Origin of the sequence: Streptomyces sp. CY-1, assembly GCF_047218265.1 — a bacterium.
GTDB lineage: Bacteria > Actinomycetota > Actinomycetes > Streptomycetales > Streptomycetaceae > Streptomyces > Streptomyces niphimycinicus.
Genome location: NZ_CP178393.1, coordinates 9,020,572 through 9,035,846 on the forward strand (window position 1 = coordinate 9,020,572; position 15,275 = coordinate 9,035,846).

General features: G+C 71.1%; 15 protein-coding genes. 4 read left to right on the forward strand and 11 right to left on the reverse strand.

Annotated elements, in window-relative coordinates; all coding sequences use genetic code 11:
• Positions 1–77 precede the first annotated feature (77 nt).
• From ACK1X7_RS38720 to ACK1X7_RS38735, 4 genes are all read right to left on the reverse strand, one after another.
• The gene (locus ACK1X7_RS38720) at positions 78–1,286 is read right to left on the reverse strand and encodes a serine hydrolase domain-containing protein (RefSeq protein ID WP_413116369.1); all 1,209 of its coding nucleotides are present in this window, start codon (positions 1,284–1,286) and stop codon (positions 78–80) included.
• Positions 1,283–2,839, reverse strand: coding sequence for an alpha/beta hydrolase (locus ACK1X7_RS38725; protein WP_216343672.1), 1,557 nt, complete (start codon positions 2,837–2,839; stop codon positions 1,283–1,285). Before ACK1X7_RS38725 ends, ACK1X7_RS38720 begins: the two co-directional genes overlap by 4 nt.
• Positions 2,840–3,074: 235 nt before the next feature.
• Positions 3,075–3,866 (reverse strand): FAD:protein FMN transferase, encoded by a 792-nt coding sequence (locus tag ACK1X7_RS38730; protein WP_390795330.1) that lies wholly within the window; start codon positions 3,864–3,866, stop codon positions 3,075–3,077.
• Complete coding sequence (locus tag ACK1X7_RS38735) at positions 3,863–4,336, reverse strand: FMN-binding protein (RefSeq protein WP_413116370.1); 474 nt, start codon at positions 4,334–4,336, stop codon at positions 3,863–3,865. Before ACK1X7_RS38735 ends, ACK1X7_RS38730 begins: the two co-directional genes overlap by 4 nt.
• Positions 4,337–4,496: 160 nt before the next feature.
• Here ACK1X7_RS38735 and ACK1X7_RS38740 point away from each other — a divergent pair, with 160 nt between their 5' ends.
• Positions 4,497–5,705: an RNA-guided endonuclease InsQ/TnpB family protein gene (locus ACK1X7_RS38740; protein ID WP_413116371.1), complete on the forward strand. Its 1,209-nt coding sequence runs from the start codon at positions 4,497–4,499 to the stop codon at positions 5,703–5,705.
• A gap of 86 nt (positions 5,706–5,791) precedes the next feature.
• Here ACK1X7_RS38740 and ACK1X7_RS38745 read toward each other — a convergent pair whose 3' ends face one another.
• The 5 genes from ACK1X7_RS38745 to ACK1X7_RS38765 form a co-directional block, all read right to left on the reverse strand.
• Complete coding sequence (locus tag ACK1X7_RS38745) at positions 5,792–7,120, reverse strand: ferredoxin reductase family protein (protein WP_390795346.1); 1,329 nt, start codon at positions 7,118–7,120, stop codon at positions 5,792–5,794.
• A gap of 175 nt (positions 7,121–7,295) precedes the next feature.
• Entirely contained in the window at positions 7,296–8,156 is an 861-nt protein-coding gene (locus ACK1X7_RS38750) for an endonuclease/exonuclease/phosphatase family protein (protein ID WP_390795333.1), read from the reverse strand.
• 109 nt (positions 8,157–8,265) lie between these two features.
• On the reverse strand, positions 8,266–8,508 hold the full coding sequence (locus ACK1X7_RS38755; RefSeq protein ID WP_361501660.1) for a hypothetical protein: 243 nt from the start codon (positions 8,506–8,508) through the stop codon (positions 8,266–8,268).
• A 95-nt stretch (positions 8,509–8,603) separates the two neighbouring features.
• Positions 8,604–9,020 carry a type II toxin-antitoxin system VapC family toxin gene (locus ACK1X7_RS38760; RefSeq protein ID WP_390795334.1) on the reverse strand — a complete coding sequence of 139 codons (417 nt, stop codon included), beginning with the start codon at positions 9,018–9,020 and terminating at the stop codon, positions 8,604–8,606.
• Positions 9,013–9,300, reverse strand: coding sequence for a type II toxin-antitoxin system Phd/YefM family antitoxin (locus ACK1X7_RS38765; protein WP_413116372.1), 288 nt, complete (start codon positions 9,298–9,300; stop codon positions 9,013–9,015). The genes ACK1X7_RS38760 and ACK1X7_RS38765 overlap by 8 nt, the downstream gene beginning before the upstream one ends.
• Before the next feature lie 165 nt (positions 9,301–9,465).
• On the opposite strand from ACK1X7_RS38765, the gene ACK1X7_RS38770 reads away from it, so the two are divergent.
• The 3 genes from ACK1X7_RS38770 (at position 9,466) to ACK1X7_RS38780 (ending at position 13,267) form a co-directional block, all read left to right on the forward strand.
• A complete protein-coding gene (locus ACK1X7_RS38770) occupies positions 9,466–10,662 on the forward strand; it encodes an argininosuccinate synthase (protein WP_385153794.1) in 1,197 nt (398 codons plus the stop codon).
• A gap of 131 nt (positions 10,663–10,793) precedes the next feature.
• The gene (gene argH / locus ACK1X7_RS38775) at positions 10,794–12,224 is read left to right on the forward strand and encodes an argininosuccinate lyase (RefSeq protein ID WP_364008878.1); all 1,431 of its coding nucleotides are present in this window, start codon (positions 10,794–10,796) and stop codon (positions 12,222–12,224) included.
• 53 nt (positions 12,225–12,277) lie between these two features.
• Positions 12,278–13,267: an aldo/keto reductase gene (locus ACK1X7_RS38780; RefSeq protein WP_385153797.1), complete on the forward strand. Its 990-nt coding sequence runs from the start codon at positions 12,278–12,280 to the stop codon at positions 13,265–13,267.
• An 88-nt stretch (positions 13,268–13,355) separates the two neighbouring features.
• On the opposite strand, the gene ACK1X7_RS38785 is transcribed toward ACK1X7_RS38780, so the two are convergent.
• Together ACK1X7_RS38785 and ACK1X7_RS38790 are read right to left on the reverse strand one after the other, a co-directional pair.
• Positions 13,356–14,162, reverse strand: a complete 807-nt coding sequence (locus ACK1X7_RS38785) for an alpha/beta fold hydrolase (protein WP_385153806.1) — start codon at positions 14,160–14,162, stop codon at positions 13,356–13,358.
• A 225-nt stretch (positions 14,163–14,387) separates the two neighbouring features.
• The gene (locus ACK1X7_RS38790) at positions 14,388–15,083 is read right to left on the reverse strand and encodes a lysophospholipid acyltransferase family protein (RefSeq protein WP_237298669.1); all 696 of its coding nucleotides are present in this window, start codon (positions 15,081–15,083) and stop codon (positions 14,388–14,390) included.
• Positions 15,084–15,275 lie beyond the last annotated feature (192 nt).

A 15,275-nucleotide genomic window follows, 5' to 3' on the forward strand; every position in this document is an offset into this window, starting at 1 on the left:
CGCCGTGACGGTCAGCCGCTCGGTGTGTCGTCGTCGTGGAAGCACCGGGACGTGACATCGACGGAGATCAGCGGCCATCACTGGGCCAGGGCGTGGTCGACGAGGCGGAGGGCGGCCCTGGCCTGGGCCTCGGCTGGTGCCTCGTCGGTGCGCAGCGTGAAAGTGGCGGTGGTCGCGGCGCGGCTGCCGTCGGCTGTGACGCCGCTCTCCGAGACGATTCCGAGGTGGGTTCCGCCGTGGAACCATATGCCCTCGCCGTTCCGTCCCCCGGGCCGCCAGGCGATGCCCATGCCGTAGCGCACGCCGTCGGCCGGAATCCAGCCGTCGGCCGCCACGGTCCGTTTCATCGCGGACAGTTGGGCGGGGCGCAGCAGCCGGCCGCCCAGCAGCGCGCGCAGGAAGACGGCGTGGTCGTGGGTGGTACTGATGATGCCGCCGTCCGCGCCGCCGCCGGAGGCGAGGGAGGTGTCGGTCAGATGCGGGCTGCCGGGGAACTGTGTGTATGCCGTCGCGGTCGGCTGCGGGACATACGCGGAGGTGCCCGGAATGAGGGTGTTCCTGAGCCCGAGCGGTTCGATGATGCGTTCGTGGATCTCCTGGGCCCAGGGGTTTCCGGTGACCTGTTCGATGATGAGGCCCACGATGACGTAGTTGGTGTTGGAGTAGCCCCAGCGCTGTTCCTCCGCCGGGTCGGCGGCGTCCGGCACCCACAGCGGAGGCTCGCTCAGGGCGGCCTCCAGTTGTTCCCGCGGCGTGGAGGCCCGGAACCGTGTCTTGAGGTAGCCCTCGGGGGTGAACACGTCCTCTCCGCCCGCTGCGGCGAGGTAGTCGTTCAGGCCGCTTGTCTGGCGGAGCAGATTGGCGATGGTGATCTTGCCGCCGTTGTTGCCGTTCCCCTTGACCACCCCTGGCAGCCACCGTTCGACGGCGTCGGTCAGTGCGAGTCTGCCTTCGCCGGCCAACTGCATGGCGATGGTGGCGGTGAAGGGTTTGGTGTCGCTGCCGAGGCGGTAATAGGCGTCCCAGGGCACCGGGCGACCGGCCGTCAGATCCGCTGTGCCGGCCCGCGCGAGGGTGCGCCCCCGCGCGCTGCGCACCTCCGCCAGCACTCCGGTGGCCCCGGTCGCCCGGATCGCGTCTACGTCGGCCTGGAGGGCGTCGTGTCCGCGTGGCCGCGCGGCGGTGGGCACCGCCGAGGCGGTGCCGGAGCCGGTGCCCACCAGAACGGCCGCCGCGGCAGCCGCCATACCCTTGCGCCGGCTGATGACCGGTCCCCTCGGGCTCATCGGGCGGCTCCCGTGGGGGCGCAGGTGATGTCGTCGGCCGGCAGCGTTCCGCCGCGCAGGTAGTCGTTGACGGCCTGGTCGGCACAGGGGACGGGCTGGTGGCCGTCGATGCCCCGCCCGTAGACACCGTGCGAGCGGATGTCCGCGGTCACCAGGCGCGAGCCGGTGAGCCTGCGGTGCAGTGCCAGGGCGCCGTCGTAGGGGACGTTGTTGTCGCGACGGGCCTGCAACATCAGGACGGGCACGTTGTTGTGGATGGAGGTGCCCGGCTCGCGCGGTTCGGTCTTCCAGAACGCGCACGGTGCGATCATCCCGTTGACCACCGGGCCGAAGACCGGCTGCGTGGCGCGGCTGCGAACGCTGTTGTGCCAGTACGTCTCCGGGTTCTTCGGCCAGCCTCCAGCGGGCCAGCCGCCGTCACCGCACATGAACAGCGCCCCGCCCACCATGCTGTCCTCCAGGTCCGGCGAGTTGAGCAACTGGAGCATGGCGGCGAGCTCCGGGCCGGGCTCGACCGGCTTCCCGGCGTCGGCGTCGGCCAGATCGCGCACCACCGAGGCCAGGGCGGCGTCGTTCTCCTGGTGCTGGACGAGCTGCCGGAGCAACAGCCGCAGCACGGGGGCGTTCAGATGCTGTCCGCCGACCGCCACCGGTCGGCGCTCGGCGTGATCGAGCAGCTCCTGAACGGTGGCCCGCACCTGGCTGCCGGTCGAGCCCAGCCGGTACCGGTCGTTGTGCCGGGCGGCCCATCCGGCCCACTCGTCCAGCCCCGCCTCCAGCGGGTCGCCGGCCCGCTGGAACAGCTCGTACTGGGTGGCGGCCGGATCGGTGGAGGAGTCGATGACCACGCGGTCGGCCCGGCGGGGGAACAACTGGGTGTATACGGCGCCCAGGTCGGCACCGTAGGAGACGCCGTAGTAGGACAGTCCGGATTCGCCCAGCGCGGCCCGGATCGCGTCCATGTCGCGGGCCACGTTCCGGGTCGAGGCGTGCGGCAGCAGCTCCGCGTTGTCCCCGTACTCCTGGCAGCGCCGAGCCGTGTCCCGCGCGGACCGGACCGTCTCCTCGAAGTCCTCGCGCGGGGAGGTGACCGGGCCGGGTGGCGGCGAGGGATGTCCGGGCGCGCAACGGATGGGGGTGCTCTCGCCGAGGAACCTCGGGTCGAAGCCGATCAGGTCGTAAGTGTCCGCCACCTCCTTCAGCGCCGGGCGGAGCGCGAGGGTGTTGGCGAGACCGGTCCCGCCGGGGCCACCGGGGTTGGACAGCAGAATGCCGCGCCTGCCGGCCGTGGAGGTGGCCTTGATCCGCGATATCGCGACCTGGATGGTACGGCCGCCGGGGTCGGAGTAGTCGAGGGGGACGGTCACCTTGGCGCACTCCGCCCCCGCCGCGTTCAGCTCCGTCTGAGCCTTTGAGCAGGGCCCCCAGACGAGGCGCTGGTGGTGGGCAGGGGCACCGTCAGTGGGTTGACGTGGTGCGGCCGTGGCGGGCACGGCCGCGGTGAGTAAACCGGCCAGACCCAGGCTGATGGTGGCCGCGGACGGGACGCGCATGGTGCTCCTCGGATCGGACGAAGCTGTCACCCACGACGCTAGGAGCGCACATGACGCCGGACCATGCGGCTGCCCGGTTCACATTTCCTGGTGAGTGCGGTATTGACAGGCAGCGGACTCCACTCCCAAGCAGCGCACTGGGGAGGGGAGGGGCGGGTACCTGAGTACTCCTGCTCAGAGTGCCTGAGTACTCCCGCTCGGAGTGTCAGTGGGACGCTCGGATCGGACACCGGCCCTACACGCACAGCCCCGCCGTATAGCGGGCGAAGCCGCTGGTGTGCCAGGTGGCGCCGTCGGCGGTGATGACGAACGCCTCGGCGTCGGCGAGCCGTCCCAGCCAGGGGCGGGCGCGGTCGGCGCCCATCGCGCAGGCCGCCGTGGCCCAGGCGTCCGCGTCGGCCAGGCTGGTGGCGATCACGGTGACCGAGGCCAGGCCCTGGGCCGGGGGGCGTCCGGTGCGCGGGTCCAGGATGTGGCAGCCCCGCTCGGCCGGGCCGGAGGTGGCCACGGCCAGTTCGCCATGTGCCTCCACGACCGCCGCCAGCTCGCCCCGGCGCAGCGGATCGGCGATGCCCACCCGCCAGGGGCCGCCGTGCACCTGGACGTCGCCGCCGCCGTTCACACACACCGACCCGGCGCCCGAGGAGACCAGCATCCGGGCGGCGCGCTCCACGGCCCAGCCCTTGACCAGGCCCGTCGGATCGGGCCGGCCACCGGCGTAGCGGGCGCTGAACCAGCCGCCGCTGCGGTGCTCGGCCTCCTCGCACATCCGCAGCACATCCTGGACCTCCGGGTCGCACCGCGACAGCGTCAGCTCACCGCGCCGCAGCCGGCTGATCTCGCTGTCCGGGCGATAGGTGGAGAACAGCTCGTCCACCCGGTGCAGCCCCACCACGGCCCCGTCCAGCGCGGCCTGCACCCGGGGCCGGTCGGCGGCCGCGACCTCGCGTAGGTCGAAGGAGAAGACCGTGCCCATGACGTGCTCGACATGGCGCAGCGGCTCGGGTCGGTCCGTCTGGTACGTCATCGGGCACCCGCCTTGTCGAGAGCGCTCTGCAAGGACTTGGCATAGCCCTCGCTCGTGTAGGTGGCACCGGAGACCGTGTCCACCTTCGCCGCGGAGACCGCCTGCTGATTGAGCTTCGGGATGGAGTCCTTGGCGATCTGCTCGCTCCGCGGCCCGGAGTTCGGCGTCTTGACCGCCTGTGCGCCGGTGATCTTCCCGCCGCTGACGGTCAGGCTCACCTGGACCGGGCCGTACTGGGTCTGCGCGACGTCGCCGGTGACCGTACGGGCGCCGCCCGCGCCCGCCCCGGCCCCCGCGCCGCCGCCCGGCGGTGCCGTGGCCGCGACCGGGGGCGCCTGCCCCGGCTGGTTCTGGGCGACGGCGCCACCGCCCCCCGAACCCGGCTGCTTCAGTGCGAGCAGCAGCACCACACCGGAGACGGTGGCGGCCGTGCCCAGGACGATGCGGCGCAGCGGATGCTTCCTCTTCATCGGGACTCCTTCGTGGATACCCCGGCCTTTCAGGCCGGGGAGGAAACGAAGCTCCTGCGGAGCAGGGCAGGGAAGGCCGGATCGCCGTCAGGGCGATCCGGCGTTCACCGAATTCCGGCCGACATCCGCTACTCACACGCGAGCTGATAGAGTGTGAGGTGTGACGCAGCAGGTCAAGCGGGCGTTCAAGTACCGCTTTTACCCCACGGACGAGCAGGCGGCCGAGCTGTCGCGCACGTTCGGCTGCGTCCGCCTCGTGTACAACAAGGCGTTGGATGAGCGCACGCGGGCCTGGTACGGCGAGCAGCGTCGCATCTCCTGTGTGCAGTCGTCCGCCGCGCTGACGGAGTGGAAGAAGACCGGGGAACTGGCCTTCCTGGCGGAGGTGTCCTCGGTCCCGCTCCAGCAGGCGCTGCGCCATCTTCAGACGGCGTTCGGGAACTTCTTCGCCAAACGGGCCAAGTATCCGCGCTACAAGTCGCGGAAGACGTCGCGGGCGTCGGCGGAGTACACCCGCAGTGCCTTCACGTGGCGCGACGGGCGCCTGACGCTGGCGAAGACGGCCGGGCCGCTGGACATCCGCTGGTCGCGTCCCCTCCCGGAGGGTGCCGAGCCCACGACGGTGACGGTGTCCCGCGACGCCGCCGGGCGCTGGTTCGTCTCCCTGCTCGTCGAGGACACCATCGCCCCGGCCCCCGCCACGAACGCGGCGGTCGGTATCGACGCCGGGGTCACCTCTCTGGTGACCCTGTCCACCGGGGAGAAGATCGCCAACCCCCGGCACGAACGGCGCGACCGTAAGCGGCTCGCGAAGGCGCAGCGGGAGCTGTCCCGTAAGGCGAAGGGCTCGGCGAACCGGGAGAAGGCCCGCCGCCGCGTCGCAGGGGTGCATGCGCGGATCGCTGACCGGCGCCGGGACTTCCTGCACAAGCTGTCGACTCGTCTCGTCCGTGAGAACCAAACGGTCGTGATCGAGGACCTGACCGTCCGTAACCTGCTGAAGAACGGCAAGCTTGCGCGTGCCATCTCGGATGCGGCGTGGACGGATCTGCGCATGATGCTGGAGTACAAGTGCGCCTGGTACGGGCGTGAACTCGTGACGGTCGACCGCTGGTTCCCGTCCAGCAAGCTGTGCGGGGCCTGCGGCACGGTCCGTGGGAAGCTGCCGTTGAACGTCCGTGAGTGGACGTGCGACTGCGGCACCGTGCATGACCGCGATGTGAACGCGGCACGCAATATCCTGGCCGCCGGGCTGGCGGTGTCTGCCTGTGGAGACGGTGTGAGACCTCAACGGGAGTCCTCCCGGACGGGGCGGTCGTCGGTGAAGCAGGAACCCCAGCGGGCAACCGCTGGAATCCCCCGCCTATAAGCGGAGGCGGAAGTCAAGGCTTCCCCTCGGTCACAGCTCGAACGACTGGGGGCTCGAACAACTGGGTCACGGCTCGAATGTCTCGGTCACAGCTCGAAGGATTCGTGGTGGATCCGGCGATCCGGAACGCCCGCCTCACGCAGCGCCCCGTACGCGTGCTCGGCCAGGCCCGGTGGGCCGCACAAATAGACGTCGTGGTCCTCGATATCGGGGAGCAGATGGCCCAGCCGCTCCGCGGTGATCTCCGGCCGGGCGCCGTCCGGGCCGTTCACGGCGTACAGCAGCCGGGCCCCGCGCTCGGTCGCGATCTGTTTCAGCTCGTTCCACAGCGCCAGATCCCCGACGCTGCGGGCCCGGTACAGCAGGGTGAGATCGCTGCCCTTGCCCGGCAGCGTCTCGAACAGCGCCCGGATCGGGGTGATCCCGGCCCCGCCCGCGATCATCAGCACCTTGCCCTGGCTGCGCCGTGCCGCGGTCATCGCGCCGTACGGCCCCTCCGCCCACACCCGCGTCCCCGGCTGGAGCGAGGCCAGTCCGGTGCTGTGGCCGCCCACCGCCTTCACCGTGATCCGCAGCAGCTCGGGCCGGGGCGGCGCGGAGAGCGAGTACGGATGGGAGCCCCAGCGCATGCCCGGGGCCAGGAACCGCCACCGGAAGAACTGCCCGGCCTGTGCCCCGATCCGGTGCAGCTTGCGCCCCTTGATCAGCACCGACACCACCCCGGGCGCCTCCGGTACGACGGCCTCCACCCGCATCCGGTGCCGCAGATTCAGCCGCAGCGGCACCAGCAGCCGGTACCAGAGCGCCAGCGCGGTGACCGTGCCGTACAGCGCGTACCAGGCGGTCTCCGCGGTCTGGTTCCCGACGAACTCCGCACCGGTCGCGAGCTGGTGCCAGAAGGTCAGGAAGACCGCGGCGTAGGTGAGCAGATGCAGGTAGTACCAGACCTCGTACGACATCCGGCGGCGCACCATCCCGGCCGAGATCAGCCCGATGACGACCAGCGTCCCGGTGCCGACCGTCGCCTTGATCATGTCCGGGTAGTCCGTGACCACGGTCACCGACTGGTCGACGAAGCCGGTGCCGGCCTGTTCCGCGTATCCCGCGATGATCAGCCCGACATGCGCCACGATCAGGCACAGCGCGTACCGCCCGCTCATCGCGTGCCACCGCGCCACCCGGTCCGACCCCACCCGCCGCTCCAGGGCCGGAACGCGCGCCATCTGGAGGACGACGAGGGCCAGGACATAGCCACCGAGCAGCCCGCTGAGCCGCCCGGCGTGGGTCAGCCACTGTGCGGTGCCCTCGACGTTCGGAGTGTTCTGCCACCACAGCGACAGCACCGCCGCCGCGCCCGCCCAACTGAGCAGGATCAACGGCACGGCCGGCGAACGGCGAGGCTGGATGCGGCGCATGGCCTGCCGCCGCCCGGCCCGGCTGTTCAGTAGCGTCGTCACGGCCTGTCCCCTTCCCTTGGGCTCCGGCGCAAGGGAATACGGCCGCGAGCACGGGATGACTCAAAGGCCGCCGGGATTCACAGGTTTCGGTCGGGGTTCACAGGTTCGGGCCCGGAATCACAGGTTCCGGGATTCACCGGCGGTGGCGGCGTACGGGCATCCGCAGCTCGCTCACCACTGGCAGATGGTCGGACGCCTCCGGGTCGGCCGTGACCACCTGGGCGGTGAGCGGGCGCAGATCGCGGGAGGCGAGGTGGAAGTCGATACGGGCGTGCGGGTCGAGGGCGTCGTAGGTGAAGCCGTCGCCGCTGCCGGCCCGCGGCCATACGTCGTCGAGCGCGCCGGTCAGGATCCCGATCTCCGGGGTCCCGGGCGTGGCGTTCAGGTCGCCGACCAGGACGGTGTGTTCGGGGGAGGACCCGAGGAGTTCGACGATCCGGGCGGCCTGCCGCTCGCGCTCCTTGTTGTCGTCGTGCTGGAGATGCGTCACGGCGAACTCGACGCGGATGCCGCGCACGTCCAGGGTGGCCTGGAGCAGACCGCGCTGCTCATGGCCGGGGACGAGCGGAAGGTGGGTGTTGGTCCACGACCGGATCGGCCCCCGGGAGAGCACCGCGGTGCCGTACTGACGGCGCGGTCGCCCGGGCTCCTCCGGGTCCAAGTCGAGGTTGGCGCCGAAGACGTGATGCATCCCCAGCCGCTCGGCCAGCCAGGCGGGCTGGTCGGTGAAGCCGCTGCGCTTCCAGTACCGGTCGACCTCCTGGAGGCCGATGGCGTCCACCCGCAGGTCCTCGATCACCCGGGCGACGCGTTCCAGGTCCGGTACGTCGGCGGGGCTCGCGCCGTGGTGGATGTTGAACGTGGCCACGCGTAGTGGCCGCGGACCCGTGGCGGCGGCCGCCACCCCGGACGTCCCGGCGGCGGCCGTGGCGCCGAGGCCGGCCGCCACGGCGAGGAATCTGCGTCGACTGGGGGCAGTATTCAGGTGATTCATGGCGGTCAGCGTGCGTTCCGGTTCCGAACGTCGTCCCACGGCGCCATGAACGGCCCTGGGCGGGCGGGAGTCGCCGTCGCGTTCCAGCGCCGGGGAACCGCGAACGATGTCACCGATGGTCGAACTTGATCGGGTAGGACACCGTAGAGCGCGGTATGGGCTGCTTCTTGCTGCCCTTCCCGCTCTTGGTGCCCTTCCCGTCGTCCTTCTTCTTCTCGAAGTGGACCGGATACCGGGCCGTCTGATGCGGATTCGGCGACTTGCCGTCGCGGGTGTTGCCGTCACCGTGGTTGTTGATCACCATCACCCCCACCACGATCGCGCCGAGCACCATCATCTGCTTCTTCTGCACGGGCCCCGACTCCCCTTCGGTCCGCAGCGGTCTCTCCCCAGCACCGACCATGGTGACATCACCCCGTCGGCGGCACGAGCGGTCCGCGCGCCCGGTCAGACGGAGATGACCTCAAGGCCGCTCTCCAGGCCCTTGAAGTCGTCCGGGTTCCGTGTGTAGAGCGGCAGTCCGTGCGCGGCGGCGGTGGCAGCGATCATGAGGTCCATGCGGCGCGGACGAGGATTGCGGTTGGCCTTGAGCGTCAGGGCGACCATGGTGCCGTATCGGCGGGCGGCTTCCCGGTCGAAGGGGACGGTGGAGAAACGCGCCTCGATGTCGGCCACGCGCTGCGCTCGGGTGAGCGTCTCCACCGGATCAGTGGCCATGGCGACGCCTTGGGTCAGCTCGGCAAGGACCGCGGAGGGGACGGCGGCCTCGACCGGGAGCCGGTCCGACGGGATGTCCACGAGATCGATGACAACACAGGTGTCCAGCAGACCCTGCGGCCGTTGTTCCCTCACATGTTCAGCCACCTGACTTCCCCCACGGGTCATCCTGTTCGCTGACCCGGTCCTCGTCGCGGAAGAAGGCATCGGCTTCGGCCCGCATCGCGGCGTGATCCACGCGCGGGGCGTTGCGCCACTCGCGCTGAAGTTCCTGGACGGGGACGAAGCGACGGCGACGGGTCTCCAGGGGGCGGACCTCGGCGATTTCGACGCCGTTCCTGGTCACGTGGTACGTCTCGCCCGCTTCCACATCGTCGAGCACCGCCTTGGAGCGGGCCGCCAGTTCGCGCTGCGTGATGGTTTTCATGGCTCCAGTGTAATGCGGCGCATTGCATCGTGTCGCGCTGTAATGCGGAGGCTTGCGGCCACGCGCCGCGGCTCGCGTCACCTCTCGCTTTGACGAACCATGCGGCGCAGTGCATACTTATGCTCAAGCATGCATGGATCGTCAATGGATCGTAAGGAGGCACCCGTGGCCGAGCGCGTCGTACTCGCCTACTCGGGCGGCCTGGACACCTCCGTCGCCATCGGCTGGATCGCCGAGGAGACGGGTGCCGAGGTCATCGCCGTCGCCGTGGACGTCGGCCAGGGCGGGGAGGACCTGGACGTCATCCGCAAGCGCGCGCTCGCCTGCGGGGCGGTCGAGGCGGAGGTCGCGGACGCCAAGGACGAGTTCGCCGAGGAGTACTGCCTTCCGGCGATCAAGGCCAACGCGCTGTACATGGACCGCTACCCGCTGGTGTCCGCGCTGTCGCGGCCGACGATCGTCAAGCACCTGGTCGCCGCCGCCCGTAAGCACGGCGCCGGGACCGTCGCCCACGGCTGCACCGGCAAGGGGAACGACCAGGTGCGGTTCGAGGCGGGCATCTCCTCCCTCGCACCCGACCTGACCTGCATCGCGCCGGTCCGGGACTACGCGATGACCCGGGAGGCGGCGATCGCCTTCTGCGAGGCCAAGGGCCTGCCGATCGCGACCACCAAGAAGTCCCCGTACTCGATCGACCAGAACGTCTTCGGGCGGGCCGTGGAGACCGGCTTCCTGGAGGACATCTGGAACGCGCCGATCGAGGACGTGTACGAGTACACCTCCAACCCGGCCACCCCGCGCGAGGCCGACGAGGTGATCATCACCTTCGACAAGGGCGTCCCCGTCGCGATCGACGGCGAGCCGGTCACCGTGCTCCAGGCCGTCCAGCGGCTCAACGAGCGGGCGGGCGCCCAGGGCGTCGGCCGGATCGACATGGTCGAGGACCGGCTGGTGGGGATCAAGTCGAGGGAGGTCTACGAGGCGCCCGGCGCCATCGCGCTGATCACCGCCCACCAGGAGCTGGAGGCCGTCACCGTCGAGCGCGAGCTGGCCCGCTACAAGCGGCAGGTCGAGCAGCGCTGGGGCGAGCTGGTCTACGACGGTCTGTGGTTCTCGCCGCTCAAGCGGGCGCTGGACGGCTTCATCACCGAGGCGAACGAGCAGGTCTCCGGCGAGATCCGGATGACCCTGCACGGCGGCCGGGCCGTCGTCACCGGGCGGAAGTCGCAGGCGTCGCTCTACGACTTCAACCTGGCGACCTACGACAGCGGCGACACCTTCGACCAGTCGCTGTCCAAGGGCTTCATCGAGATCTTCGGGATGTCCAGCAAGATCGCCGCGAAGCGGGATCTGCACCAGTAGCCTGCGTACCGGCGTCAAGCCCGCGTACGAGACGTGCGAGACGTACGAGACGTGCGCGACCACATCGAAGCCGCCTTCCCGCCCCGCGGCGGGGAGGCGGACGCACACCACCTGGCCTGAGGAGCAACAGCGTGAGCAACGGCAACAGCGGCGACGTCCGGCTCTGGGGCGGCCGCTTCGCCGACGGCCCGTCCGAGGCACTGGAGAAGCTCAGCGCCTCCGTGCACTTCGACTGGCGCCTGGCGCCGTACGACATCGCCGGATCCCGCGCCCACGCCCGGGTGCTGCACACGGCGGGGCTGCTCACCGCCGATGAGCTGGAGCGGATGCTGGCGGGCCTGGACCGGCTGGAGGCCGATGTCGCCTCCGGCGACTTCACCGGCACCATCGCCGACGAGGACGTGCACACCGCGCTGGAGCGCGGGCTGCTGGAGCGGCTCGGCCCGGACCTCGGCGGCAAGCTGCGGGCCGGACGGTCCCGCAACGACCAGATCGCCACCCTCTTCCGGATGTATCTGCGCGACCACGCCCGGATCCTCGGCGGGCTGATCGCCGACCTCCAGCAGGCCCTGGTGGGGCTCGCGGAGGCACACCCCGATGTCGCGATGCCCGGCCGTACGCACCTCCAGCACGCCCAGCCGGTGCTCTTCGCCCACCATGTCCTCGCCCATGTCCAGGCGCTGTCGCGGAACGCGGAGCGGCTGCGGCAGTGGGACGAGCGCACCGCCGTCTCGCCGTACGGCTCGGGCGCGCTGGCCGGGTCCTCGCTCGGGCTCGACCCGCAGGCGGTCGCGGCCGACCTCGGCTTCGAGCGGGGCTCGTCCGCCAACTCGCTCGACGGCACGGCCTCCCGTGACTTCGTCGCCGAGTTCGCGTTCATCACCGCGATGATCGGCGTCGATCTGTCGCGGATCGCGGAGGAGATCATCCTCTGGAACACGAAGGAGTTCTCCTTCGTGACCCTCCACGACGCCTTCTCCACCGGCTCCTCGATCATGCCGCAGAAGAAGAACCCGGACATCGCGGAGCTGGCACGTGGCAAGTCCGGCCGGCTGATCGGCAACCTCACCGGGCTGCTGGCCACGCTCAAGGCCCTGCCGCTCGCGTACAACCGCGACCTCCAGGAGGACAAGGAGCCGGTCTTCGACTCCTGCGACCAGCTCGAGGTGCTGCTCCCGGCCTTCACCGGGATGATGGCGACGCTGACCGTCAACCGTGAGCGCATGGAGGAGCTGGCCCCGGCCGGGTTCTCGCTCGCCACCGACATCGCCGAATGGCTGGTGCGGCAGGGCGTGCCGTTCCGGGTGGCCCACGAGGTCGCGGGGGAATGCGTCAAGGAGTGCGAGCTGACGGGCATCGAGCTCGACCAGCTCACCGACGAGCAGTTCGCCAAGATCTCCCCGCATCTGACGCCCGAGGTCCGCGGCGTCCTCAATGTGCCGGGCGCGCTGGCCGCGCGCGACGGCCGCGGCGGCACCGCCCCCGTGGCGGTGCGGGCCCAGCTCGCGGAGGTCAAGGAGGATCTGGCCGCTCAGTACGCATGGGCGGGCGCCAAGCGCTGACCATCGGCTCATCGCTGAACGTCAGCTCGTATGGGAGAGGTGGGGACCAAGCCATGGGTTTCGAACGACTCGCGAAGATCGCGACCCCCGGGGCGGGGGCGGCCCGGATCGGGCTCGGCCTGGCCGCGGTCGGCCGCCCCGCCTATATCAACCTCGGCCGGGACCGGGACCTCCCGGCCGAGCGCCCGGTCGAGGTGATGCGGCAGCGCAGCCATGAGCTGCTGGACGCCGCGTACGCCGCAGGGGTGCGCTATCTGGACGCGGCGCGCTCCTACGGCCGGGCCGAGGAGTTCCTCGCAAGCTGGCTGCGCGACCGCCCGGACGCCGCGCGGAACGTGGTGGTCGGCTCCAAATGGGGCTATACGTATGTCGCCGACTGGCGTACGGACGCCGAGACGCACGAGGTCAAGGACCATGGCGTCCAGACCTTCGAGCGGCAGCGCGGGCTGACCGACGCGCTGCTCGGCGACCGGCTGGACCTCTACCAGATCCACTCGGTGACCCCCGAAAGCCCCGCCCTCACCGACCGCGAGCTGCACGCGCGGCTGGCGGAGCTGGCCGCCGAGGGGGTGACGGTCGGCGTGTCCACCAGCGGTCCGCGCCAGGCCGAGGCGATCCGCGCGGCGCTGGCCGTGGAGGTCGACCGGCGCCCGCTCTTCCGTACCGTCCAGTCCACCTACAACCTGCTGGAGCCCTCGGCCGGGGCGGCACTGGCCGAGGCCCATGCGGCGGGCCGGGCGGTCATCGTCAAGGAAGCCGTGGCCAACGGCCGCCTCACCGAGGCGGCCGAGAGGCTTCCGGCGGCCCTGCGCCAGGTGGCCGAGGAGACGGGCGCGACTCCGGACGCCGTCGCGCTGGCGGCGGTCCTCCACCGCCCCTGGGTGACCGTCGTCCTCTCCGGCGCCGCCACCACGGCCCAACTGAGCTCGAATCTGGCCGCCGCCGACCTCCGCCTGGACGAGCGCCGGCTCACCGAGCTGGAGCGGCTGGCCGAAACCCCGGAGACCTACTGGCACCACCGCTCCGAACTGCCCTGGTCCTGACCCCTGGCGGGGCCGTCGGCTGCTTCCAGCCCGGCCGGCGATTGCGGCCACGCCCGAAGGGCGTGCGGGGGACGGGGGAGGGACGCGGCTACACCGCGCTCAGGAACGAGCGGACCGCGCGGGCGTACGGCCGGGGCGCGTCGTCGTGGATCCAGTGACCGCACCCGGCGAATTCGCGGAGCTTCGTGTTGGGGCGGCGGGCGGCCATCTCATGGGCGTGGCCCGGCGGCAGCAGCGAGCTGTGCTCGCCGCGCATCAGCAGCGCGGGGCAGGAGGAGCCCAGCCAGTCGTCCCAGAAGTCACCGCACATGGCCTGCTGGGACGCCATCATATGACTGGGCTCGAACAGCAGCCGCCAGCCGCCCGTTTGGGGGTCCCGCTCGGCGCTGTCGAGGAAGTACGAGGCGTCCGGAATGCCCCGGGACTCGATGTCGGCGCGCAGTTTCTCCCGGTCCACGGCCCAGGTCGGCCACCCCGAGACGTCGAGCACCGGATGGCTGACCACCGGACGGTCCGTCACCGCGCCGATGTCCTCCACGACGAGCGCGCTCACCAGGTCCGGATGGCGGGCGGCCAGGGCGTACGCGCCGACCGCGCCGGTGGAGTGGGCGACGACCGGGACCGGGCCCAGACGCAGCTCCCGCAGCAGCGCGGCGGCATCGGCCACATACTCGTCCAGCGTGAACGGGCCACCGCCGCCGGTCAGCCCGTGCCCCCGCTGATCGAGGGCGATCACCCGCCGCTCGGGGGCGAGGGCGGCGGCCAGCGGCGCGTACATCCTGCCCCGGCCGAAGTGGCCGTGCAGGGCCAGCACCGGGTCGCCCGGTCCGCCGAAATCGGTCAGGGCGAATCGCCGACCGCGCAACGTCACGAAGTCGGGGGAGGGCACGGTCATCGTGGTCACCCGCGGCACCATAGTGCCCGGGCCCAGTGGTGACCAGCGGGTAGCGGAATCAGATCTTCCGCCCCTCTTCCGCCCCGCTGCCGACGGTCGACGCCGACCGGAGACGGTACCGCCGCCGCCCGGCCGCGGAACCGCGGCGCCCCCGACTCACCACCCCCGACGCACCACCACCGCGGCGGCCCGGACACCGGACCGCCGCGGGTTTCGCCCGAAACGTCAGGCCGCCGCCTTCGCCTTCGTGGCGTAGATGTCCACGTACTCCTGACCCGAGAGCCGCATCACGTGGCTCATCACCTCGTCGGTCACCGCCCGCAGCACATAGCGGTCGCGGTCCATGCCCTCGTAGCGGGTGAACTCCAGCGGCTCGCCGAAGCGGACCCGCACCCGGCCCGGCCGCGGCAGCCCCTTGCCGCCCGGCTGGATCCGGTCGGTCCCGATCATCGCGAACGGCACCACGGGCGCGCCGGTCATCAGCGCGAGGCGGGCGATACCGGTACGGCCGCGGTAGAGGCGGCCGTCGGGGGAGCGGGTGCCCTCGGGGTAGATGCCGAAGACCCGGCCCTCCTCCAGTACCCGGCGCCCCGTCATCAGCGCCGCGACGCCGCCGCGTCCGCCGTCCCGGTCCACCGGGATCATGCCGACGCCGGTGAAGAACCAGGCCATCAGCCGGCCCTTGAGGCCCTTGCCCGTGACGTACTCGTCCTTGCCGATGAAGAAGACCTGACGGTCACAGACCAGCGGCAGGATCATCGAGTCGATGAAGGTGAGATGGTTTCCGGCGAGGATCACCGGGCCCGAGCCCGGAATGCCCTCGGCCCCCTCGACCCGTGGGCGGAACATCAGGCGCATCAGCGGACCGAGTACTGCCTTCAGAAACGCGAATCGGGACACGGGCCCTCCGGTCGGGGTCAAGGTCTGGGGCGCACCGTCGTACGGTCCGTCAACCTCGTACCGCACCGGAGCGCCGATGAGGACGATACTCGCCGGTTGCGCCCCGGCGCACACCAGGTTCACCCACCTGGTACGCAGTGTTGACCCGCGTTCCCTCCACGTTTCGTCCGATGTCTCCCGTAGGAAAGCTGCCCACGCCTACCATCAGCCCAT